The organism is Nocardia sp. NPDC059228, from assembly GCF_042754245.1.
Lineage (GTDB): Bacteria > Actinomycetota > Actinomycetes > Mycobacteriales > Mycobacteriaceae > Nocardia.
Genome location: NZ_JBHZAL010000002.1, coordinates 195,131 through 216,479, shown reverse-complemented (window position 1 = coordinate 216,479; position 21,349 = coordinate 195,131). Strand labels below are relative to the sequence as shown.

The following is a 21,349-nucleotide window of genomic DNA, read 5'->3' as shown; positions in this document are numbered from 1 at the left end:
GCGCTTTGTCTATGGATCGTCCACGCCGAGACGTGTGTACTGGCAACACCGGAACGCAACATCGACGCCGATCCAGGAGGAAATCCCTTGTCGCACAACGATACCCGTCAGCAGACCGCCCTCGTGGTGATCGCTCACCACCGATCCGATTCCCTCACCGCGCATATCGCCCGCCGGACCGTCGCCCGGCTGGAGTCCGCCGGATACCGCGTCGACCTGCTGGATCTGCGGGCCGAGGGTTTCGACCCGCGCATGACCGAGGCCGACCAGCCCGACTGGGGTAACCGCGAGAAGACCTATTCCCCCGAGGTCCACGAGCATATGGACCGCCTCCTGGCCGCCGACGTCGTGGTCGCAGTCTTCCCGGTCTACTGGGCGAGTGTCCCCGCGATACTCAAGGGCTGGATCGATCGGGTGTGGAACTACGGATTCGCCTACGGTCGCAGCAAGCCTCGCCTGGCAGGCAAGCGCATGCTGTGGCTCGGCCTGGGCGGAGTCGCCGCCGGCGATCCGACCGTCGACTTCATGCAGCAGGCGCTGGAGGGCCAGCTCAGTATGGGAATCGCCTACTACTGCGGATTCTCGTATTCCGCCGTCGGCCTGCTCCCCGATGCGGAGGAGCGCCGCCAGCGCCTCGACGCCGACGGGCAGCTCCTCATCGACGCGGCCACCGTCGGCGCGGAACGCGTGGCCCAGTACTCCGAGCTGGAGCGCCGGGCCGACGCCTTCGTCACGAACTTCCTTGCCGCCGAAGCGGTTCCGGCCTAGCCCTGAACGCCGCTCCAGGTATTGCCGGTGATGAGCTCGTAGGCCGCGACGTACTTCTGGCGGGTCACCTCGATCACCTCGGCCGGAATCTCCGGACCCGGGTACTCCTTGTTCCACCCGGTGGAAGTGGACCAGTCGCGCACGAACTGCTTGTCGAACGACTTCTGCGGGCGGCCGGGCTCGTAGTCGTCGGCGGGCCAGAAGCGGGAGGAGTCCGAGGTCAGCACCTCGTCGCCGACCGTGAGAACGTCGCCGTCCCAGCCGAGTTCGATCTTCGTGTCGGCGATGATGACCCCGCGCGCGGCGGCGTGCTCGGCGCCACGGGCATAGATCTCGAGGGTCAGGTCGCGCAGCTGCTCGGCGATCTCCCTGCCCTCCTGGTTCACCACGTCCGCGAAGCTGATGGGCTCGTCGTGCCCGGCGTCTGCCTTGGTGGTGGGGGTGAAGATGGGTTCGGGCAGCTTGTCGCCGTCACGCAGGCCGGGCGGCAGCGCGATACCGGACACGGTGCCGGAGCGCTGGTATTCGGCCAGGCCGCCGCCGGTCAGGTAGCCGCGCGCGATGCACTCCACCTTCAGCATCTTCAGCGGCTTGACCCGCACCCCGCGGCCCGCGAACTCGGCGGGCACGTCGGTGGTGGACAGAATGTGGTTGGGCACGTCGGAGAAGAACCCGAACCACCAGTTGGACAGCTGGGTGAGCAGCGCGCCCTTGTCGGGAATCGGGGTCGGCAGCACCACGTCGTACACCGACACCCGGTCGGATGCGACCAGGATCAGCGAATCGCCGTCCTCGTACAGGTCGCGCACCTTACCGGCGTGGATGTGCTTCAACGGTCCTCCTCGTGCTGGGCGATTGCTGCCGCCGCAGAGCTTACCGACGGGCACCGCCCGCCTCGACGCCCGGTCGAACGCCCGATCGCGGTCGACCTGGAGCAACCGGCCCGCGCGGGCCGGGAACGACCGGCCCGAGCGGGCCCACGCCACGGGTCGGCGGGACGTGGCATTGTGGGGAACGTCGTGTCCGCGCCGGGTCACGAGTGGAGAATTGTTCGGTCCGCTCGATGCCTCGCGCGGGCGCATCGCATCCCGCACCGAGCCCTGGGCAGCGCCGCTCAGCGAGCCGGGTGCACCTGCACGGCAGAAGTTCTCCGAGAGCTAAGGAGCCCCCTTGTCCGCACCGAATCTCACCCGCGAGCAGGCGATCGAACGCGCCGCGACGGTCCAGGTGGAGAACTATCGGGTCGAACTGGACCTGACCGGACAGCCCACCGGTGCCGAAGAGCCGCGCCGTGAGACCTTCCACTCGAAGTCCACCGTGACCTTCACCGCGACCCCGGGTGCGCAGACCTTCATCGACTTCGTGGGCGCGGGTGTGCGCTCCGCCGTGCTCAACGGCGTGGCCCTGGATGTGAGCGGCTACGACGAGGAGCAGGGCCTCACCCTGCCGAACCTGGCCGCGAACAACGAGCTCGTCGTCGAGGCGGACGGCGAGTACTCGAACACCGGTGAGGGCCTGCACCGCTTCGTCGACCCCACCGACAACAAGGTCTACCTGTACTCGCAGTTCGAAACCGCCGACTGCAAGCGCATGTTCGCCTGCTTCGACCAGCCCGACCTCAAGGCCACCTACGACGTGATCGTCACGGCGCCCGAGGACTGGGAGGTCATCTCCAACGGCGCGGTCGCCGACACCCATACCATCGGCGCCGTGGTCCGCCACACCTTCGCGACCACCCCGCGCATGAGCACCTACCTGGTCGCACTCATCGCCGGTCCGTACGCGAAGTGGACCGACACCTACAGCGATTCGCACGGCGAGATCCCGCTCGGCATCTACTGCCGGGCCTCGCTGGCCGAATTCATGGACGCCGAACGGCTTTTCACCGAGACCAAGCAGGGCTTCGGCTTCTACCACACCAATTTCGGTGTGCCCTATGCCTTCGGCAAGTACGACCAGCTGTTCGTGCCCGAATTCAACGCGGGCGCCATGGAGAACGCGGGCGCGGTCACCTTCCTCGAGGACTACGTCTTCCGCTCCAAGGTGACTCGAGCCTCCTACGAGCGCCGCTGCGAGACCGTGCTGCACGAGATGGCGCACATGTGGTTCGGCGACCTGGTCACCATGAGGTGGTGGGACGACCTGTGGCTGAACGAGTCGTTCGCCACCTTCGCCTCGGTGCTGTGCCAGGTCGGCGCGACCGAATACACCAATGCCTGGACCACTTTCGCCAATGTCGAGAAGTCGTGGGCGTACCGGCAGGACCAGCTGCCCTCCACCCACCCGATCGCCGCCGACATCCCGGACCTGGCCGCGGTCGAGGTGAACTTCGACGGCATCACCTACGCCAAGGGCGCTTCCGTGCTCAAGCAGCTGGTGGCCTACGTCGGTGAGGAGCCGTTCCTGGCCGGTCTGCGCGACTACTTCACCGAACACGCGTACAGCAACGCCACCTTCGACGACCTGGTCGGCGCGCTGGAGAAGGCGTCCGGCCGCGACCTGTCCGACTGGGGCGCGCAGTGGCTCAAGACCACCGGCCTGAACATCCTGCGCCCGGACTTCACCGTGGACGAGGACGGCAACTTCGCCTCCTTCGCGGTCGTCCAGCAGGGCGCGGAGCCCGGCGCCGGTGAGCGCCGCGTGCACCGCCTGGCCATCGGCGTCTACGACGACCAGGACGGAAAGCTGGTGCGCACCAAGCGCGTCGAGCTCGACATCGATCCCGCCGAGCGCACCGAGGTGCCCGAGCTGGTCGGCGTCGGCCGCGGCAAGCTGGTGCTGGTCAACGACGACGACCTCACCTACTGCTCGGTCCGCCTGGACGCCGGCTCCCTCGACACCGTGGTGGCGCGCATCGCCGATATCGCCGAGCCGCTGCCTCGCACGCTGGCGTGGTCGGCCGCCTGGGAGATGACCCGGCAGGCCGAGATGAAGGCCCGCGACTTCGTGGCGCTGGTGCAGCGCGGCGTCGGCGCGGAAACCGAGATCGGTGTCGTCCAGCGGCTGCTCATGCAGGCCGCCACCGCGCTCGGCGCCTACGCCGACCCCGAGTGGGCGCGCGCGGAGGGCTGGCCCGCCTACGCCGACCGCCTGCTGGAACTGGCCCGCGCCGCCGGTGCGGGCTCGGACCACCAGCTGGCGTTCGTCAACGCGCTGACCGGCGCGCTGCTCTCGCCGCAGCACATCGAGGTGCTGCGCCGGCTGCACGCCGATGACCCGGAGGGCGTCGGCCTGCCTGGCCTGACCGTCGACACCGACCTGCGCTGGCGCATCACCCAGGCGCTCGCGGCCGCGGGGGTCATCGACGCGGACGGCATCGAAACCCCGCTCATCGACGCGGAACTCACGCGCGACGACACCGCCGCGGGCCGCCGCCAGGCCGCGGCCGCGGCCACCGCCCGCCCGCAGGCGGCGGTCAAGGAATCGGCGTGGAACACCGTCATGGGCGACGACACGGTGCCGAACATCACCGCGCGCGCCATCGTCACCGGTTTCGCCCCGGCGGGCCAGGCCGCGCTGCTGGCCCCGTATGTGGAGCGCTACTTCGCCGAGATCGCGTCGGTGTGGGAGCGGCGCTCCAGCGAGGTCGCCCAGACGGTCGTGGTGGGGCTGTACCCGCACTGGGCCGTCACCGAGGAGGCCGTCGCGGTGGCCGACAAGTTCCTCGCCGGTGACCACCCGCCGGCGCTGCGCCGTCTGGTGGTGGAGGGCAAGGCGGGCATCGAGCGCTCGCTGCGCGCCCGCGCCTTCGATCGCGGCTAGAAAGCGCTGCGCGGCAGCATATTTCGACCGTCTCAGCCCCTCCCGAATCCATTCGGGAGGGGCTGTCGGCTATGCGGGGCCGCCGACTGAAGAGTCGCTGAAGAACCCCGCCGGACCGGGTCCGCAGGGCGCGGAGTCCGACATGATCGGTGCCGCAAGCCATCCCGACCGAATGAGGCCATCCACCATGACATCCTGGACCCGTCACGCCGCCGCCGCTCTCGCCGTCACCGGAATCTGCTCCGCCGCAGTGCTTTCCGGCACCGGGGTGGCGGCCGCCGACGACGATGACTCGCTCACCCGTTCCACCTGCAGCTGGGCCCAGATCGACACCACTCTCAACGACCAGGATCCGGTGCTGGCCCGGCTCATCGACGGCCACCCGGAACTCACCTCCGGGCTCGCCGTGATGTACCAGCTGCCGCCCGAGGCCCGGCCCGAGTCGTTCTTCCGCATCGTGTCCCAGTACCCCGACGTCGAGGACCGCATCGAGCAGATTCGCCACGACCACGCCCCCGGCAGTGAACCCGTGCGCGCCAAGTTCGACCGCGTCGCCGACACCTGCCACCGGCACTAGCCCGGCAGACGCTGCTGTGGGCGGATCCGCTCACAGCAGCGCGGCAGGACTTCCGGCAATCCGCTGCGGCACCGTGAAGGCATGGCAGAGAACAAGACTCCGATGTTCAACTGGCACACCAGGGAACAGCTCTTCGCCCGCCGGGTGCTGGTACTGGACGGACCGCTCGACGACGACAACGGCACGCTGCTCATGACCCAGCTGCTCACGCTGGCGGCCGAGGATCCCGAGGCCGACATCTCACTGTGGATCCACTCGCCCGGCGGGTCCGTGCCCGCCATGCTCGCCATCCGCGACGTCATGCGGCTGGTGCCGGGCACGGTGTCCACACTGGCCCTCGGATTGGCCTGCAGCGCGGGACAATTCCTGCTGTCGGCGGGGACACCCGGGCACCGCTACGCCCTGCCGCACGCCCGCATCCTCATGCACCAGGGTTCGGCGGGCATCGGCGGCAGTGCGGTCGAGGTGGAGGTACAGGCCGACGACCTGCGCTACACCGTGCAGACCGTCCTCGGCCTGATCGCCGCCGACACCGGCCAGCCCTACGATCAGGTCTTCGAGGACTCCCTGCACGACCGCTGGTTCACCGCGACGCAGGCCCGCGAGTACGGCTTCATCGACGGCATCGTGGACTCCTTCCACCAGGTCGTCCCGCAGCGCCAGAAGCTGGGGATCTCGGCATGAGCGGTCAGGCCCGGAGGCGCCGCTCCACCGCCCTGCGCTTGCGCGGTGTAACCACGCAGGGCCCCGCACATGCCGGAAAGGAAACAGCATGAGCAGCTACACGATTCCGAATGTGATCGCCCGCGACCCGCGCGGGGAGCGGATCATGGACGTCTACTCGCATCTGCTCACCGAACGCATCGTCTATCTGGGCACGCCCATCGACTCCGGTGTCGCCAATGCCCTGATCGCCCAGCTCCTCCACCTGGACGCGGAAAGCCCGGGCCAGGACATCAACCTCTACATCAACTGCGAGGGCGGCGACCTGCCGGCCATGCTCGCGGTCTACGACACCATGCAGCACATCCAGTCCCCCGTGGTGACCACCTGCGTCGGCCAGGCGATCGCGGTGGGCGCCGTGCTGCTGGCCGGCGGCGCGAAGGGCCGCCGCAATGTCCTCCCGCACTCTCGAATCGTCCTGCACCAGCCCGCGATTCGAGGTCAGGGCACCATCCCCGACCTGATCCTGCAGGCCGACGAAATCGTCCGCATGCGCGCCCAGATCGAAGCCATCCTCGCCACCCACACCGGCCAGTCCGCGGAAACCCTGCGCCGCGACACCGACCGGGACCGGGTCTTCACCGCGCGAACGGCGCTCGACTACGGCCTGGCCGACCATCTCCTCGGCCCCCGCGCCTGAACGCCGACGAGCATGCGCTGGTGCACGCACAACGCCGAAAAGGCAGGTGCGCCAACGCATGCTCGCGGATCAGGCGGCCAGCAGGACGGGGGAGATCGCCAGCGGCGAGATGGCCGGGTGCCGGGCCGGGGCGGGACGGGCGCGAAGCAGGTCCTCGGCCACCTGCCGTGTGAGCGAACCCAAGCTGGTACCCAGAGCCCCGGCCAAGGCCGCGATCATCTCGCTGGACGGCTCCTTGCGCCCCCGTTCGACCTCGGACAGATACTGCGGCGAAATGCCCGCCCGCCCAGCCGTTTCCGTCAGCTTCTCCCCCCGCTCCAGCCGAAGCGAGCGCAGCTGACCGCCGAGTGCCTCCCGCCACAGCGGCTCGCGCACCGGCGCCGGACGCACTGCACGTCGCGCTACCCCGGCCCCTTCGTCGAGACCACCGGGAATTGCTTGCAAACGCGGATGCTCGGCCATCTCCCGAGCGTAAATTCCCCCACCCCGCCCCCGCGCCCTGATCTGCTCAGGGCGAAATGCCGGTCGGGGCGTGCGGGGTCGGTGTGCGACCTTCACCCCTCGGGGTTTGGGGGCTGAGCCCCCAAACGTCCCTTGGGGTTTCAGGGGCGAAGCCCCCGAGAAGAGCCGAGAGTCGGCTAGACCCGCCCGATGGCGGCGGCCATCACGCGCACGGCCGAGACCAGGCCGTCGATCAGCTCGCCCTGGCGGAAGGAGCTGGTGGCGGCGGTGGCGCCGAGCTGGCAGACGCGGTCGTTGGCGCGTTCGGCGACGTCGCGGCCGGAGCGCACCTCGACGGAGTTGGTGTTCGGGTCCACCGCGATGAGCACCGAGCGGGCGGCCTCGGGGGTGAAGGGGAACAGGGCGTCCACGCCGGCGGCCGAGTCGGAGCCCAGGTCACCGATGTAGATGTTGAAGCGCACCTTGGTGGCGCGGGTGGCGTCGGTGAGCGCATTGTCCATGAGCAGCCGCTCGCGGTCGCTGAACGGCGCTTCCTTGAAGACGTCGCCGGCCTCGTGCACACCGGAGACGCGTCCACTCGTGGTGATCGCGTAACCGTGGGGTAGGTCGGCCTCGTCGACCACAGGCCAATTAGAACTTGCCACTTGCCCGGCCTCCGATCAGCTCCGCGTGGGCGGATTCGATAGCCGCATGGTCACCATGCGAATCAGCAGTGTCGTGGTGGCCGGACCCGGTCACCTCGTCGGTCGCGCTCCACAGCACCGGGGGCTGGGTCCACTTCGCACCGAGTTCGTAGTGTTCCGGCTTCCTGCCGGGCAGCGGCTTGCCGAGGAACGACAATCCGGCGATCACCAGATAGATCGCGACCGGGATGCCGACGTAGATCAGCACTGTCTGGAGAATGCTCACGGCCCAACGGTAGTCGATGCCCGTATGACTACTACGACCGGTAAGGGCTAGTGCGGCCGTGTCGTGACAATCCCCTTTCAGACCAGCCAGGCCGTCGAGTTCGCCGGAAGTTCCCGCCGCGCGTTGATCGCCGTGCTCGCCAGCAGCACCTCACCCGCGGGGAGCAGGATCGGCGCATCGGTGGCATTGAGCACGCACAGCAGACCGCCCTCGCGCCGGAACGCGAGGCAGCCGGGCGGACTCGCGTACCACTCCAGCCCGTACCCCCCGAATTCCGGCCGGACGGCCCGCAATTCGATCGCCATCCGGTACAGCGACAGCATGGAATCCAGCCGCTCCAGCTGCGCCTCCACGGTCAGCGCCGCCCACTCCGGCGGCATGGGCAGCCACGGCATCCCCGTCGTGAACCCGAACGGCGGCGATTCCCCCTCCCACGGCAGCGGCACCCGGCAGCCGTCCCGGCCGCGCTCGGTGTGCCCGGAGCGTGCCCAGGTGGGGTCCTGCAGCGCCCACTCGGGGAGGTCGTCCACATTGGCCAGCCCCAATTCGGCTCCGTTGTAGACGAATACGCTGCCCGGCAGCGCCAGCTCCAGCAGGATCATGGCCCGCGCCCGCGCCTGCCCGACGGGTCCGCCACCGTAGCGGGTGACCTCGCGCTCGATGTCGTGGTTGGACAGCGTCCAGGTGGGCGTCGCGCCGACCCCGGCCACCGCGCGCAGCGAATTGTCCACGGCCGCGCGGATCCGATCCGGCCGGAAGGGCGTCTGGGCGAGCCGGAAATTGAAGGCCAGGTGCAGTTCGTCGGGCCGGACGTATTCGCCGAAGCGGGTGTTGTCGTCGACCCACACCTCGCCGATGGCGACCGCGTGCGGATACTCGTCCATCACCTTTCGGATCCGCCGGTGGATGTCGTGCGCGCCGGGGTTGTTGAAGCGCGGATCGTCGTCCTCGAGGTGGAGCATCCGCGTGTCGACGCGCTCCATATCGGGCAGCCCCGGGGGTTTGGCCATGCCGTGCGCCACGTCGATCCGGAAGCCGTCCACGCCGCGGTCCAGCCAGAACCGCAGGGTCTGTTCGAAATCGGCTGCGACCTCGGGGTTCTCCCAATTCAGGTCGGGTTGTTCAGCGGCGAAGATGTGCAAGTACCACTGCCCCGGTCTACCGTCGGGTTCGATCACCCGGGTCCAGGCCGGACCGCCGAAGATGCTCGGCCAGTTGTTCGGCGGCACAGCGCCGTCCGGCCCGCGGCCATCGCGGAAGAAGTACCGCGCCCGCTCCGGACTCCCCGGCCCCGCCGCCAGCGCCGCCCGGAACCACGGATGCTGATCGCTGGTGTGGTTGGGCACCAGGTCCATGGTCACCCGCATGGCCCGGTCGTGCGCCTCGGCGATGATCTCGTCCAGCGCACCGAGGCCGCCGAACAGCGGATCGATGTCGCGCGGGTCCGACACGTCGTAGCCGCCGTCGGCCATGGGCGAGCGCATCACCGGGCAGATCCACAGCGCGTCCACCCCGAGTAGCTCGAGATAACCCAAACGGTCACGCAGTCCACCCAGATCACCGACGCCGTCACCGCCGGAATCGGCGAAGGAACGCGGGTACACCTGGTAGAACACAGCCGATCGCCACCACGGAGCAGGATCGGCCCCGCCCCCGGCTGCGGCGGAAAAATCAGTCACAGCCGTAATGGTGCCAAAGCACAGTGACTTTCGCGGTCACGTCGAATGGACTTGTCCAGTTTCAGCAAATGATCAGCGGGCAGCTGCGGGCGCCCCGGAAACACTGTGAGGCGCTGGGATTTCTGCGGATCGAACTCAGAAAGGCGAGTTAATCAGCGAATTCGCGGCCATCTCGAAGTAGTCGAGCAGCTGCTGCCGGTGCGCGTCGTCGAGCACCTCCGGCTCGATTTCCGCCACCGCGATGCGCATGGCCCGCAGCCACGCGTCGCGCTCGATCGGCCCGACCTTGAACGGCATGTGCCGCATCCGCAGGCGCGGATGCCCGCGCTCGTCGGAGTAGGTCCGCGGCCCGCCCCAGTACTGCTCCAGGAACATCCGCAGGCGTCGCTCGGCCGGACCCAGGTCCTGCTCCGGATACAGCGGCCGCAACACCTCGTCCTGCGCGACCTCGCGGTAGAACGCCGCGACGATCCGATGGAACGTCTTCTCGCCGCCCACGGCTTGATAGAAGGAGGTTGCAGTCTGCTCGCCGGAAGTCACGTCCCCATTGTGCCCACTCCCGCGACGTCCGGCCCGGGTGCACCCTCGATGCGGCCGATCGACGCCTCCCAGCACACCGTTCGCAGCTCGGAACAGCGTTTCTCGACACCCGGCCGGCCCGCGTGCACGATTGTCACGTCCCGTTCATCCGAATGTGCCCGACAATGTGCGAAATCACCGTGCAATATGCGGCAAGTCATGGTCAACTGGGTGGCAGTCTGCCGAGATACCACACAATCGGACGAATACGAAACCGGGGTATGGCCCATGAAGCAGCGGCACGGCGCCCGACACGAGGCGCGGACCCATCGACAACTCCAGCCCGCCGACGTCCACAATCGTGGGTCGGGGGCTACTCCGCTGCACTTGCTGTCCGAACATTCTCATTCCGAGCATCACCTGGGCGCCCATCCCGAGCCCGCCCATCCGGGCGATCACCGCGAGCACGCGCATCATCCGCCCACCGCAGCACCCGTTCCCGCCTGGGCCAAACGCCGCGTGCTGCTGCTGAACGCCACGTACGAGCCGCTCACCGCCCTGTCCGCGCGTCGCGCCATCGTGCTGCTGATCTGCGACAAGGCCGACACCGTGCACGACAATCCGGAGGGTCCGGTCGTGCATTCCGCCGGCACCTCGGTGGCGCTCCCCTCGGTCATCCGACTACGCAACTACGTGCGCGTCCCCTACCGGGCACGGGTACCCATGACCCGAGCCGCCCTCATGCATCGCGACCGCTACCGCTGCGCCTACTGCGGCGGCAAGGCCGAAACCATCGATCACGTCATTCCGCGCAGCCGCGGCGGCGCCCACTCGTGGGAGAACTGCGTCGCGTCCTGCGCCCCCTGCAATCACCGCAAGGCCGACAAGCTGCTGAGCGAACTGGGCTGGACGCTGCACCATCCGATGGTCGCGCCGAAGGGTCCGCACTGGCGGTTGCTGTCGGCCAGCTCGGAACTGGATCCGATGTGGCTGCAGTACCTCGGCGAGGGCGCGGCCTGACGCGTCACTCCCCCGTGGGCAGCCCGGCTTCGGCGGCCAGTACGCCGAGCGCGCGCAGGAAGGCCGTGCGCTCCTTCGCGGTCAGCCCGGCGGTGAGTTCGTCGTCGAGCTTTCGCGCGGCCTTTTCACATTCCGCCAGGAGCGCGTAGCCGTGCCCGGTGAGCGTCAGCACCTGCCGGCGCCGGTCCCCGGGATCACGCACGCGCTCGATCGCGCCGAGTCGTTCCAGATGATCGGCCAGCGCCACCACCAGGCTCGGCGCGACGCCGAGCCGACCCGCCAATTCCTGCTGTGACGCGGCCTCGCCGTGGCTCAGCGCGGTCATCAGCCCCGCGTGCTTTGGCTTCAGATCGAGGGTTTCGATGCGCGCCGCGAAGCGGTCGGCGACCACCGAACCCACCGTGCCCACCCGGAACGAGACGGTCTTCGGGAGTCCGGTCGGCTTCTTGACATCGTTCACGGGTCAGATGATACTTCCCTCGAACCATTCAGACTCTGAATGATTTAGGGAGTGAAGGAAATGGACGCGTACACCGGAATCGCCATCGCGAACGCGGCGGTCGCCTTGATCTCGGGTGTCTCCAGCGTGGTGGGCATGACACGGCCCGCGATGGCTGTGCCTGACGGTGGCCAGATCAATACGGGCACACTGTTTTTCGCGTATGCGTACGGGGCACGGGCGGTGCCGCTGAGCATCGTGATGCTGATCCTGCTCGCGGTCGGGGCCCGCAGCGGACTGGCGCCGATCCTGATGGTCGCCGGACTCGCCCAGATCGGCGATGCGGTTATCGGTGGGGCACGGCGCAACTGGCCGATGGCGGCCACCTGCGTCGGATTGGCGGCCGTGCACCTGCTGTCCGCCTGGTGGGTGGCCGGTCAGTGAGATCGGCTGCGCCGCAGCGGGATTAGCGGATCAGCTGTATTCGCTGACCAGCAGGGCCCAGGTGCCCGGCTCGAGGGCCTCGAAGACGTGCGGCAGATCGCCGGGATAGCAGATGTAGTCGCCGGGCCCGAGTTCCACCGGATCCTCGGCGAGCCCGACCTTGGCGCGACCGGCGCACAGCACGATGTGCTCGACGACGCCGCGGGAGTGCGGGGCGGAGTCACGGGGGTGGCCGGGTTCGGCGGTGACGCGGTAGACGTCACGGCGAGCCGCGGGCGGGGAGGCCGCGAGCAGGGTGGTCCGGTACTCGGACCGCGCCGAGGCGAGGACCGGGCCCTCGCCCGCGCGGATCACCTGAACCTGCGGGGTCGGAGGATCCAGCAGCCGCGAAAACTGGATGTCGAGGGCGAGGCAGAGCGCCCACAGCGTTTCGATGCTGGGATTGCCGGAGCCCGATTCCAGTTGGGACAGTGTCGATTTGGCGATCCCGGCGCGACGGGCGACCTCGGTCAGCGAGAGTCCGGAGCGAGCCCGCTCCCGGCGCAGAGCGGCGGCGATCGCCTCCTGCGGCGACGCGGGCGCCTGCTGCGGGGATGCCGGCGCCTGCGGGGCAGACTCGGACACCTGCTGGGCAGACACAGGCACCTGCTGGGCAGACACAGGCTCGGAGCGGTCGGACTGCTGGGTCATGGTGGCGTTCACAGTACCGGGATATCGGCACGTCCCTTTGACGAACCTGGCCGGTTGTGTTCATTATAGAAAACATGCGTTCGGCATGGCGAACACTCGATCGGGGTGTGCTCACAGGTATCGCGGCGATCTGCCTGGCAGTCGCCCTGATCGGCGTATCCTACGGCGCTACCGCGGTGACCTCCGGACTGCCCGGCTGGCTGCCGGTACTCATGAGCGTCGCCGTCGTCGCCGGCGGCTCGGAATTCGTCTTCATCGGCATTCTCACCGCCGGCGGCGGGCTGATCGCCGCCGTGCTGGCGGGACTGCTGGTCAACGCCCGGCACCTTCCCTACGGACTGTCCGTGCCCGATGTGGTCGGCACCGGCTGGCGGCGGCTGCTGGGCACCCACGTCATGAACGACGAATCGGTGGCCATGGCCCTGGCCCAGCCGGATCGGGATCGGCGGCACGCCGCCTACTGGGTGTGCGGGCTCTCGGTAGTGGCCGCCTGGCCGATGGGCGCGGCCATCGGTGCCGTTCTAGGTGCGGTGGTGCCGGATCCGAATGCGTTCGGGCTGGACGCCGTTTTCCCGGCCGTGCTGTTCTCGCTGGTGCTGCCCGCACTGCGCGAACCCCTCACCCGTACAGCCGCTCTGGCCGGAGCGGTGGTCGCCGCGGCGACCACGCCGTTCCTGGGCGCGGGGCTGCCGGTGCTCCTCGCACTGACCGCGGTGCTGCTGGTTGTCCGGCGTGCCGGGAAGCCGGATGCCGAGACGACCGGCGATCCGGCCACGCCGACCCGCGGTCCGGTCACGGGCGTCAGCGGCACCGCCCAGTACGCCGGGAGCCACGCCGCAGGCACCGAAACCATTACTGCCACAGCCGGGCCCGTCTGATGCCGGCCGCTGTACGCCGATCGAGCTCGCGGGGCACGGGCCGATGACCAAGACACTATTCCTGGGCGCCATGGCACTGGCCTTCGGAACCTTCGCATTCCGATTCGCCGGGCCGCTGTTGCGGAGCCGGGTCAAGATTTCGCCGCGCACCATCCGGCTGCTGGAGATCGCGTCGGTCGTGCTGCTCACCGCGCTGGCGATCACCACGCTGGTGCCCACGGGCAGCGGCCAATTCGGGTGGGCGCTGCCCGCGGGCGTGCTGGTCGCGGCGGGGCTGGCGTGGAAGCGCGCGCCGCTGCTGGTGGTGATCCTCTCCGCGGCGGTGGTCACGGCGGGGCTGCGGATGCTCGGCGTGCACTGAGGATCGAATCCTCGGCGTCTGCTGAGCAGCGAGTCCTCGGTATCTGCTGAGCAGCGACCTTCGGTGTGCCGAATTCGCTAGCCGCGCAGCAGATCCGCGAGCCGGGCCCAGGAATCCTCGGCGGCCTCGGGCCGGTACCAATCGCGGCCGGGGAAGAGGAAGCCGTGCGGGGCGTTGTCGTAGACCACGATCTCGTGCTGGATATTGGCCCTGCTCAGCGCCTCTTCGAGTTCTTCGCGAGCCTCGGCATCGATCAGCGGATCCTCGCCGCCGAAGAACAACACGACCCGGCCCGTGATGCCGGGGGTGGCTTCGACGGTGGGTTCGGGTGTGGACAGCGGGATATCGGTATTGGTGAGCCAACCCGGGTAGAACGCGGCGGTGGCGGCCAGCGGAAGTTGAGTGGCGGCGTAGTAGGCGACGTGCCCGCCCGCGCTGAAGCCGACCATGTTCAGCGAGACCGCGCCGCGGCCGCGCAATTCGTCGAGACAGGCCGAGACATCGTCGACCACCCCGGGACGGGTCAGGGTGCGCAGCAGTTCCAGGCCACGTTCCCGGTCGACGTGCAATTCCAGCTCGGCGCGCGGCGCGACGCGGTGGAACAGGTCCGGCAGGACGGCGATGACGCCCAGGGACGCCAGGCGGTCGGCGGCCGCTCGCGCCATCGCGTGCTGGCCGTAGATCTCGTGTCCCACAACGACTCCGGGATACTCATCCGGTTCCGCCGGACGGGCCACATAAGCGCTCATCACGGCATCGCCGACCTTCAGGTCGGTCCACTCGGTCACGATTGCGGCATCGCTCATGCCGCCAAGGTAATCGGCGCGGGGCGGGGCGACCAATCGTTGCGGCTATGCCGGCCATCACGATTCCGATGTCCGGCGGACCGGCTGTCGCGTCAGCCACCCACCGCGGGTGCGAAGGCCGGAGCCAGCAGGGCGATGCCCAGCGCCACACCCGCGAGAATGCACCTCAGGATCGTCATGATGATGGCCCCTCCCTGTGGTTGCGTTCGGCCCGACTCGAACCTAGCCGGGCTCGAAAAACCTTACGAGCCAGGATATTCGGTGCCCCGCGCATTGGGGGCGGGTTCAGGCCGGACTCGGTACCGGTAGGGCGCCAGAGCCTCGTGCGGGAGCAACGGCAGGCCCTCAGTGCGCGAGCAACGGCAGGCCCTCAGTGCGCGAGCAACGGCAGGCCCTCAGTGCGCGAGCAACGGCAGGCCCTCAGTGCGCGAGCAACGGCAGAGCCTCAGTGCGCGAGCAACGGCAGAGCCTCAGTGCGCGAGCAACGGCAGAGCCTCAGTGCGCGAGCAACGGCAGAGCCTCAGTGCGCGAGCAACAGCAGAGCCTCAGTGCGGGAGCAACGGCAGGGCAGGGCCGCGACGGCGGGCCACCGAACCGTAGCGGGCGTCCAGGCGCAGCCAGGTACGCGCCGCACGCACCCGCACGATCTCGTCCACGGAGATGCGGCGGGAGTCGGTCTTCTCGCCGCCGTGCGGAATGAAATCCATGGCGGCGAGGGCGAACACCACCCGCATGGGCACCTCGACCTGCTCGCCGCCGCCGGATACGGTCAGCACCGTCTGATCCAGCAGGGCGGCCGGCGGGCCGTGCTGGCTGCCGTGCTCCTGCGCCAATTCGGCTCCGCGCTCGGCCAATTCGACGAGCGTGCGGGCGGGCACATCCTCCACGTGGACGAAGCCCGCCTCCGGCGGCAGCGCCGCGCGCCAGGCGGAGTCCATGGCATAGCCGAGCCCGAACGCGACGCCCGCGTCCGGCCCATGCAGCCCGGCGAGGATGGCGTCCGCGCCGACGGACACATCGTCCATCCCGAGCTCGGCCACCACCGTGCGCACCGCCAGCGCCTCGAATCCGGTGGTCGCCCAGGCGGAGACGTAACGGTCCCCGCGCCGGCGCAGCCGGATGACGGCCGCCGGGTCGAGGCGGACGGCGTGCGTGATGAAGGTGGCCAGGTTCTCGCGTTCCGCGGGATCCGGAACGCGCAGGGTCAGTTGTCCCGACAACGGTCGTGCTCGGTCAGTCGGCCAGCCACTGCGCGAGGTAACCGCGTTCCTCGGCGGTGAGGCGGCGTAGGCGCTGGGTGTCGATGTCGAAGGCTGCCAGCTGGGTGGAGGCGACCACCGCCGGCGGGGAGTCCGGGGCGGCGCCGGCCGCACGCACCTCGTAGCCGACGGTGAAGTCCACCGCGCGCAGCCGGTCGATCCACATGGACACGTCCAGCGGCGAATCCTCGTGGCGGAGTTGGCCCTTGTACTGCACCCGCAGATCGGCCAGCACACAGCCGGACCGCAGCGCAACCGTCGGTCGCTCATCCAGGAACAGCCACGGGATGCGCGCCTCCTCCAGCAGGGTGACCATGCGGGCATGGTTGATGTGCTGGAAGGCGTCCATATCCGACCAGCGCACCTCCACCGTGGTGTGGAAACGATTCGGCTCGGCCGAGACCGGGGACTCCCCCGGACTCGGTGCTGCCGTCTTCGCCTGGCCGTTCAGCGAACCGACACTCGTCAACGCGGTACCTCCGATTGCGCACCCACCCCACTCACCATGCTGCGCACCTGCCGCGCCGCAACCGACAGCGTGGCCAGATCGTGGGTTCCGGACTCGAACAGTTCCGACAGGGCAGAGCGCGCTCGGCCCAGTCGGGACTGGTTCTTGGATTCCCAGTATGCAATCTTCTCCTCGGCCGTCTCCTCCGGGTCACCGCCGGAGAGCACGTCGAGGGTGAGCGAGCGCAGCGAGCCGTACATGTCGTCGCGCAGCGCGAGCCGGGCCAGCGCGTGCCAGCGATCACCGCGTTCCAGGTGGCTGACCGCCTGCAACAGCCAGTCGATCTTGAGGTGATCGTTGAGCGCGTAGTACAGCGCGCCCACTTCCTCACCACTGCGATCGGTGATGTCGGCGATATCGAGCACATCCAGCAGCGGGAACTGGTTCAGCAGGCCGAACACCTCGGTGGCCAGCTCCGAGGGCGCGCCCTGCTCGACGATCGCCTGGGACTGCGCATTGAGACTGTCGATGTGGTGACCGCGCAGCCAGCCCGGCACCTTGGGCGAGAGCGTGCGCACACCCTGCGCGTAGCGATGGATCTCGGCGCCCACCGCGACCGGCTGCGGGCGGTTGTTGAGCAACCAGCGCGAGGCCCGGTCCAGGGTGCGCTTGGTCTCCAGCTCCAGCACGTCTTTCATCCCGGTGGAGATCTCCGCGGCGCGAATACGACCCCACACCGAGTGCAGATCGAAGATCTGGGTCGCCGCGGTGAAGGCGCGGACCGCGTCGGAGGCCGAGGCCCCGATCTCCTCGCCCAGGCGGAAGGCATAGGTGATGCCGCCCAGGTCGACCACCTCGTTCACCAGCATCGTGGCGGTGATCTCCCGGCGCAGGCGATGCCGCTTGATGGCCACACCGAAGCGAGTGCGCAGCGGGGTCGGGAAGTACAGCGGCAACCGTGCGGAGAAGTACGCCATATCGGGCAGGTCGCTGGCCAGCAGGTCGGCCTTGAACGAAAGCTTCACGTGCGCCATGAGATTCGACAGCTCCGGCGAGGTGAGGCCGGCGCCCTCCTCGGCGCGATACTTCATCTGCGCGTCGCTCGGCAGCGCCTCGAGCTCGCGGTCCAGGCCACGGCGTTCCTCGAGATCCTCGATGACGCGCTGGTGCACGTTGAGCATGTGCGGTGCCTCGGCCCGGGACATACCCATAAGGATGTTCTGGGAGACGTTGTCCTGCAGCACGAGTGCGGAGACCTCGTCGGTCATGGAGGCCAGCAGCGGATTGCGCTCGGCCTCGGGCAGCTCGCCGGAGGAGACCACGCCGTCCAGCAGGACCTTGATATTGACCTCGTGGTCGGAGCAGTCCACACCGGCGGAATTGTCCAGCGCGTCGGTGTTCATCTTGCCGTCATGGCGGCAGAACTCGATGCGGCCCAGGGCGGTGACGCCCAGGTTGCCGCCCTCGCCGATCACCTTGACCCGCAGGGCGTTCGCGTTCACCCGGACCGCGTCATTGGACTTGTCGCCCACCTCGGCATTGGTCTCGGTGCTGGCCTTGATGTAGGTGCCGATGCCGCCGTTCCACAGCAGCTGCACGGGGGACTGCAGGATGGCGCGGATCATCTCCGGCGGGGACAGCGAGACGACGTCGGCGGCCAGGCCGAGCACCTCGCGGACCTGGTCGGTGACCGGGATGGCCTTCACCGTGCGGTCGTAGACCCCGCCGCCCTCGCTGATCAGGGACCGGTCGTAGTCGGCCCACGACGAGCGCGGCAGCGCGAACATGCGCTCGCGTTCGACGAAAGACGTTGCGGCATCGGGGTTCGGGTCCAGGAAGATGTGGCGGTGGTCGAAGGCCGCGACCAGCCTGATGTGGCGCGAGAGCAGCATGCCGTTGCCGAACACGTCACCGGACATGTCACCGATGCCGACCACCGTGAAGTCCTGCGACTGGGTGTCGATATCCATCTCGGCGAAGTGCCGCTTCACGCTCTCCCACGCGCCCTTGGCGGTGATGCCCATGGCCTTGTGGTCGTAGCCCACCGAACCGCCGGAGGCGAAGGCGTCGCCGAGCCAGAAACCGTACTGCAGGGCAACATCATTGGCGATATCAGAGAAGGAGGCGGTGCCCTTGTCGGCGGCGACCACCAGGTAGGTGTCGTCGGCGTCGCGGCGCAGCACCCGCTCGGGCGGCAGCACCGCGCCGGTGGCGCGATCGACATTGTCGGTGACGTCGAGCAGGCCGGAAATGAAGGTGCGGTAGCAGGCGATGCCCTCGGCCTGCAGCGCCTGCCGATCGGCGACCGGATCGGCGGTCGCGGCCGGCGGCTGCTTGACCACGAAACCGCCCTTGGCGCCGACCGGCACGATCACCGCGTTCTTCACCGCCTGCGCCTTGACCAAGCCCAGGACCTCGGTACGGAAGTCCTCCAGGCGGTCCGACCAGCGCAGGCCGCCGCGCGCCACCGGGCCGAAGCGCAGGTGCACGCCCTCCACTCGCGGGGAGTAGACGAAGATCTCGAATTGCGGCCTGGGCTTGGGCAATTCGGTGATCTCCTTCGGTTCCACCTTGAACGACAGGTAGTCCCGCACCATGCCGTCGGCGTCGGTGACGTAGTAGTTGGTGCGCAGGGTGGCCTTGATCAGGCCGAGGATGGCGCGCAGGATGCGGTCTGCGTCCATGCTCACCACCTCATCGATGCGGTAGCGGACCGCGGCCTCCAACTCGGTGGCATGGTCGGGGTTGGCCGAGTCCGGATCGAAGAGCGCGGTGAACAGCTCGACGAACATGCTCGCCACCTCCGGATAGGCCAGCAGCACGCGGGTGATGGCGGCCTGGCTGTACTGGAATCCGGCCTGCTGCAGGTACTTCGAGTAGGCGCGCAGGATCGCGACGCCGCGCCAGTGCAGGCCGGCGCGCAGCACCAGCTCATTGAGGCCGTCGGCCTCGGCACGGCCGTACCAGAGCGCCGCGAACGCCTCGGTGAAGCGTTCGCGTAAACCGCGCACCTGGGCGTCGAGCACGTCGAGCCGGCTCGCGGACTCCACCAGCTCGGCGTCCATGTTCCGGTCCAGGGCGCTGCGCAGCAGCTCGGGACGGGCCAGCAGGCCGAAGTCGTAGATCCACTGTTCCGGACCCTGATCGCGCTCGACGTGGTGCGGACGTTCGTCGATCACCTCCACGCCGAGGCTCTGCAGCAGCGGGAGCACCTGGCTCAGTGAGATGCCACCGCCACCACCGATGTAGAGCGTGAAGCGCCAAGAGCCCGGGTCGGAGTCGGACCAGCGGTACAGGTGCTGGTCGATGCCCCCGTCGGGCAGTCGCTGCAGCCGCAGGATGTCGGCCACGGCACGGGTGGGCTCGAAGTCCTCCTTGTAGCTCTCCGGCAGCGACTCGGCGTAGCGCTGCGCCACCGCCGGGTCGAGCACGGTGGAGTTGGCCACCTCGTCGCGCAGGTGGTCGTCCCAGGTACGGCTGGCCTCGGCGAGCAGGTGCTGGATACGCAACCGGTTGGGCTCGCCGGTGTTGGCCACGGTACCCTGATCGGGCAGCCGCACCGTGAAATACACACTGGCAAGATCACTTTCGGACACCCGGGCCGAATAGTCGATGGATGCGCCGCCCAGCTCGCGCATCAGGATGTCCTGCATCTCCAGTCGGACGCGGGTGGTGTAGCGGTCGCGCGGCAGATACACCATGCAGGCCACGAAGCGGCCGTAGCCGTCCATGCGCATGAACAGCCGAACCTGGCGGCGCATGCCTACATTCAGCACCGCGCTGGCGGTGCGGCGCAGTGCCTCGCCTTCGGAGGAGAACAGCTCGGTACGCGGGAAGGCCTGGATGACCTCGAGCATCTCCTGGCCGGAGAAGGAGTCCAGGTCGAAGCCGCTGGACTCGATGATGGAACGCACCCGGCGGTCGATGACGGGGATGTCGAGCACGTTCGCGTGCAGGGCGGTGACGGTGAAGACGCCGATGAACAGGTGCTCGCCCGTGACGGCACCGGAGTCGTCGATCTCGGCCACGCCGACGAAGTACGGGTAGACCGCGCGGTGCACGGTGGCCGGGACGAGGCCCTGGGTCAGCATGAGCAGCGGCTGATCGCCGCTGTTGTCGGGGACCCGGAAGTCGGTGCCGACATTGGGGCGCAGCACGCCGAGGCTGGTCTCCGGCACGATGATGGACTTGGCCTGACCGTCCACGGTGCTGCGCTCGTACCGGGCGTAGCCCAACACGGTGAAGTGGCCGTCGGCCAGCCAGCGCAACAGATTGGCGCAGTCGATGAGATCCGTTGCGGGAAAGGCGGATCTGCCCGCGGTGGCCGCGGTGTCGAGCTCGGCAGCGACCCGCTCCTGCGCCTCGCGCATGGCCTCGGTGTCCTCGATGACCCGGCGCACGTCGGTGAGCACGTCGGGCAGCGCGGTCTCGATCTGCTCGAGCTGGGCGCGGCTGGTGGCGGGGTGCAGCTGCACGTGCATCCAGGACTCGGGCAGGCCCGTGGTGCCATTGGCGTCGACCTCGTGCGGCACCGCCGTCTTCAGGCGGCCCGCGGCGTCTCGGGTCACCTCGAAAATGGGGTGCACGACCTCACTGACGCTGACGCCGATCCGGCTCAGCGAGGAGGTCACGGATTCGACCAGCAGCGGCATGTCATCGGTCACGAGCTGGATGGCGACACCGAGCCCGGCCTCGTCATCCGCATGGTACACACGGACATTCGCGGTGCCGGGGGTGCGCTGGATGCCGAGGTCCAGATGGCAGCGGAAGATGTGGGTGGATGTCGCGGGGATCGCGCAGTCAGCATCGCCGGCGTCGACGTGGCGGAAGTACGCCTCCTCGAGGGGTACGAGATTGCCCCGCAGAGACGCGGGCAAACTCGCAGCCCAGGCCGCGCTGGACAACTCGGACGAGACCGTCATTTCGCCAACTCCTCGGATTCGGTTCCGTAACAAAGTGACGCCG

Annotated in this window: 21 protein-coding genes; 9 read left to right on the top strand and 12 right to left on the bottom strand. The window is 68.7% G+C overall.

What is annotated here, in order from left to right; translation table 11 throughout:
* The first annotated feature begins 87 nt into the window (after positions 1 to 87).
* A complete protein-coding gene (locus tag ACFXKA_RS04870) occupies positions 88 to 768 on the top strand; it encodes an NAD(P)H oxidoreductase (RefSeq protein WP_379426121.1) in 681 nt (226 codons plus the stop codon).
* Here ACFXKA_RS04870 and ACFXKA_RS04865 read toward each other — a convergent pair.
* Positions 765 to 1,601: a phosphoribosylaminoimidazolesuccinocarboxamide synthase gene (locus ACFXKA_RS04865; protein WP_379426120.1), complete on the bottom strand. Its 837-nt coding sequence runs from the start codon at positions 1,599 to 1,601 to the stop codon at positions 765 to 767. The genes ACFXKA_RS04870 and ACFXKA_RS04865 overlap by 4 nt on opposite strands.
* Before the next feature lie 337 nt (positions 1,602 to 1,938).
* Between ACFXKA_RS04865 and pepN the strand changes: the two genes are divergently transcribed.
* The 4 genes from pepN (at position 1,939) to ACFXKA_RS04845 (ending at position 6,470) form a co-directional block, all read left to right on the top strand.
* Positions 1,939 to 4,530: an aminopeptidase N gene (pepN, locus tag ACFXKA_RS04860; protein WP_379426119.1), complete on the top strand. Its 2,592-nt coding sequence runs from the start codon at positions 1,939 to 1,941 to the stop codon at positions 4,528 to 4,530.
* Positions 4,531 to 4,717: 187 nt separating this feature from the next.
* Complete coding sequence (locus ACFXKA_RS04855; RefSeq protein ID WP_354834689.1) at positions 4,718 to 5,107, top strand: hemophore-related protein; 390 nt, start codon at positions 4,718 to 4,720, stop codon at positions 5,105 to 5,107.
* Positions 5,108 to 5,188: 81 nt separating this feature from the next.
* Complete coding sequence (locus tag ACFXKA_RS04850; RefSeq protein WP_354834686.1) at positions 5,189 to 5,791, top strand: ATP-dependent Clp protease proteolytic subunit; 603 nt, start codon at positions 5,189 to 5,191, stop codon at positions 5,789 to 5,791.
* Positions 5,792 to 5,879: 88 nt separating this feature from the next.
* Positions 5,880 to 6,470, top strand: a complete 591-nt coding sequence (locus tag ACFXKA_RS04845; RefSeq protein WP_354834683.1) for an ATP-dependent Clp protease proteolytic subunit — start codon at positions 5,880 to 5,882, stop codon at positions 6,468 to 6,470.
* A 69-nt stretch (positions 6,471 to 6,539) separates the two neighbouring features.
* Here ACFXKA_RS04845 and ACFXKA_RS04840 read toward each other — a convergent pair whose 3' ends face one another.
* From ACFXKA_RS04840 to ACFXKA_RS04820, 5 genes are all read right to left on the bottom strand, one after another.
* Positions 6,540 to 6,860: a helix-turn-helix domain-containing protein gene (locus tag ACFXKA_RS04840; protein WP_379426118.1), complete on the bottom strand. Its 321-nt coding sequence runs from the start codon at positions 6,858 to 6,860 to the stop codon at positions 6,540 to 6,542.
* 248 nt (positions 6,861 to 7,108) lie between these two features.
* The gene (locus tag ACFXKA_RS04835) at positions 7,109 to 7,576 is read right to left on the bottom strand and encodes a DUF5130 domain-containing protein (protein WP_379426117.1); all 468 of its coding nucleotides are present in this window, start codon (positions 7,574 to 7,576) and stop codon (positions 7,109 to 7,111) included.
* Entirely contained in the window at positions 7,563 to 7,841 is a 279-nt protein-coding gene (locus ACFXKA_RS04830; protein WP_379426116.1) for a hypothetical protein, read from the bottom strand. The genes ACFXKA_RS04835 and ACFXKA_RS04830 overlap by 14 nt, the downstream gene beginning before the upstream one ends.
* A 77-nt stretch (positions 7,842 to 7,918) precedes the next feature.
* Positions 7,919 to 9,520: a glycoside hydrolase family 13 protein gene (locus ACFXKA_RS04825; protein ID WP_379426115.1), complete on the bottom strand. Its 1,602-nt coding sequence runs from the start codon at positions 9,518 to 9,520 to the stop codon at positions 7,919 to 7,921.
* A gap of 135 nt (positions 9,521 to 9,655) precedes the next feature.
* On the bottom strand, positions 9,656 to 10,060 hold the full coding sequence (locus ACFXKA_RS04820) for a globin (RefSeq protein ID WP_379398967.1): 405 nt from the start codon (positions 10,058 to 10,060) through the stop codon (positions 9,656 to 9,658).
* A 267-nt stretch (positions 10,061 to 10,327) separates the two neighbouring features.
* Here ACFXKA_RS04820 and ACFXKA_RS04815 point away from each other — a divergent pair, with 267 nt between their 5' ends.
* On the top strand, positions 10,328 to 11,059 hold the full coding sequence (locus tag ACFXKA_RS04815) for an HNH endonuclease (RefSeq protein ID WP_354834668.1): 732 nt from the start codon (positions 10,328 to 10,330) through the stop codon (positions 11,057 to 11,059).
* 4 nt (positions 11,060 to 11,063) lie between these two features.
* Here the strand turns inward: ACFXKA_RS04815 and ACFXKA_RS04810 are convergent, their stop codons facing one another.
* A complete protein-coding gene (locus ACFXKA_RS04810; RefSeq protein WP_379426114.1) occupies positions 11,064 to 11,519 on the bottom strand; it encodes a MarR family winged helix-turn-helix transcriptional regulator in 456 nt (151 codons plus the stop codon).
* A gap of 60 nt (positions 11,520 to 11,579) precedes the next feature.
* Here ACFXKA_RS04810 and ACFXKA_RS04805 point away from each other — a divergent pair, with 60 nt between their 5' ends.
* Positions 11,580 to 11,942: a hypothetical protein gene (locus ACFXKA_RS04805; protein ID WP_379426113.1), complete on the top strand. Its 363-nt coding sequence runs from the start codon at positions 11,580 to 11,582 to the stop codon at positions 11,940 to 11,942.
* A gap of 30 nt (positions 11,943 to 11,972) precedes the next feature.
* Here ACFXKA_RS04805 and ACFXKA_RS04800 read toward each other — a convergent pair whose 3' ends face one another.
* Complete coding sequence (locus tag ACFXKA_RS04800; RefSeq protein WP_354835314.1) at positions 11,973 to 12,500, bottom strand: XRE family transcriptional regulator; 528 nt, start codon at positions 12,498 to 12,500, stop codon at positions 11,973 to 11,975.
* Positions 12,501 to 12,706: 206 nt separating this feature from the next.
* Between ACFXKA_RS04800 and ACFXKA_RS04795 the strand changes: the two genes are divergently transcribed.
* Complete coding sequence (locus ACFXKA_RS04795; RefSeq protein ID WP_379426112.1) at positions 12,707 to 13,510, top strand: AzlC family ABC transporter permease; 804 nt, start codon at positions 12,707 to 12,709, stop codon at positions 13,508 to 13,510.
* Between the two features lie 43 nt (positions 13,511 to 13,553).
* A complete protein-coding gene (locus tag ACFXKA_RS04790; RefSeq protein WP_379426111.1) occupies positions 13,554 to 13,871 on the top strand; it encodes an AzlD domain-containing protein in 318 nt (105 codons plus the stop codon).
* Between the two features lie 77 nt (positions 13,872 to 13,948).
* Here the strand turns inward: ACFXKA_RS04790 and ACFXKA_RS04785 are convergent, their stop codons facing one another.
* The 4 genes from ACFXKA_RS04785 to ACFXKA_RS04770 all read right to left on the bottom strand — a co-directional run bounded on the left by ACFXKA_RS04785 (position 13,949) and on the right by ACFXKA_RS04770 (position 21,306).
* Positions 13,949 to 14,677, bottom strand: a complete 729-nt coding sequence (locus ACFXKA_RS04785; protein WP_379426109.1) for a dienelactone hydrolase family protein — start codon at positions 14,675 to 14,677, stop codon at positions 13,949 to 13,951.
* Between the two features lie 545 nt (positions 14,678 to 15,222).
* Positions 15,223 to 15,897 carry a hypothetical protein gene (locus ACFXKA_RS04780; protein WP_379426107.1) on the bottom strand — a complete coding sequence of 225 codons (675 nt, stop codon included), beginning with the start codon at positions 15,895 to 15,897 and terminating at the stop codon, positions 15,223 to 15,225.
* Between the two features lie 13 nt (positions 15,898 to 15,910).
* Positions 15,911 to 16,306 carry a thioesterase family protein gene (locus ACFXKA_RS04775; protein WP_354835312.1) on the bottom strand — a complete coding sequence of 132 codons (396 nt, stop codon included), beginning with the start codon at positions 16,304 to 16,306 and terminating at the stop codon, positions 15,911 to 15,913.
* A 95-nt stretch (positions 16,307 to 16,401) separates the two neighbouring features.
* On the bottom strand, positions 16,402 to 21,306 hold the full coding sequence (locus ACFXKA_RS04770; protein WP_379426105.1) for an NAD-glutamate dehydrogenase: 4,905 nt from the start codon (positions 21,304 to 21,306) through the stop codon (positions 16,402 to 16,404).
* Positions 21,307 to 21,349 lie beyond the last annotated feature (43 nt).